The organism is Oleiphilus sp. HI0066 (assembly GCF_001635725.1).
Genome location: NZ_LWFH01001485.1, coordinates 1 through 960, shown reverse-complemented (window position 1 = coordinate 960; position 960 = coordinate 1). Strand labels below are relative to the sequence as shown.

At 43.2% G+C, this 960-nt stretch carries 2 protein-coding genes; both read left to right on the top strand.

Annotated elements, in window-relative coordinates; translation table 11 throughout:
• A partial coding sequence (locus tag A3738_RS23020) for an aminotransferase class III-fold pyridoxal phosphate-dependent enzyme (RefSeq protein WP_156504436.1) occupies window positions 1–328 on the top strand: 328 nt, incomplete at its 5' end.
• A gap of 1 nt (window position 329) precedes the next feature.
• Window positions 330–960 (top strand): arginine N-succinyltransferase (locus A3738_RS23015; RefSeq protein ID WP_197473973.1); only part of this gene is annotated, 631 nt, incomplete at its 3' end.

The window sequence follows — 960 nt, the reverse complement described above, 5'->3', positions numbered from 1 at the left end:
CGAGCTTGAAGAGAAAAAAGTGATCGAGCAGGTCCCAGAAAAGAACGCACGTTTTGTGAATGCTTTGGAAGAGATTAATGCTGAATTCCAAGTGTTTAAAGAGATTAGAAGTTGCGGCTTATTAATTGGCTGCGAGATGAATGAGAAATATCAAGGTAAAGCGAAAGACATTATGGCTAAAGCGATGGAGCAAGGCTTGATGGCCTTGATCGCAGGTCCAAATGTACTTCGCTTAGCGCCATCATTGATTATCGCGGACAAGGATATCGATGAAGGTATGGCTTTACTTAGAACGGCTGTAAGGGAATTCGTTAATACGGAGGTGTAGAATGCACCTAGTGCGTCCATGCACACTTGATGATCTAAGCAGTATTGAATCGCTAGTTCGTGATAACCAAGCACGAATAGCGTCTCTTCCTCGGAAACGAGCTCGATTAGCGGAGCGCATTGAACAATCAATGCGTTCTTTTCAGTCCCCAAATTCGCCCAGCGATGAGGGGAAGTTCTTTTTATTTGTTCTAGAAAATACTCAAACAGGAGAGCTTGTTGCCTGTTCGGGTATTGCTATGAATAACGAACTTAAGCGACCGTTTTATAACTATCGTTTGGGTGAGCTTATTCATGCCTCAGAAGAATTTGACATTCATACGCCAGTGTCTGTCTTGCATTTAACGCATGAGTTGACCGGCCGAAATGTCTTGTGTTCATTGGCTATACGCGATGACTTGGTTGATACAGATTGTTTTCAACTCATTGCGCGTGCTCGGTTGATGTTTATGCGTCAATTTGCCGAGTACTTTAGTGATCAGGTTGTCGTTGAATTGCAGGGTGTTTATGGCGAAAAAGGGCAGTCTGTATTTTGGGATGATTTAGGACGAAATTTCTTCAACATGGATTTCGCAAATGCGAATTATCATGTCGCGACAAAGAGTCGTACTTTTCTTGCAGAGCTGATGCCCG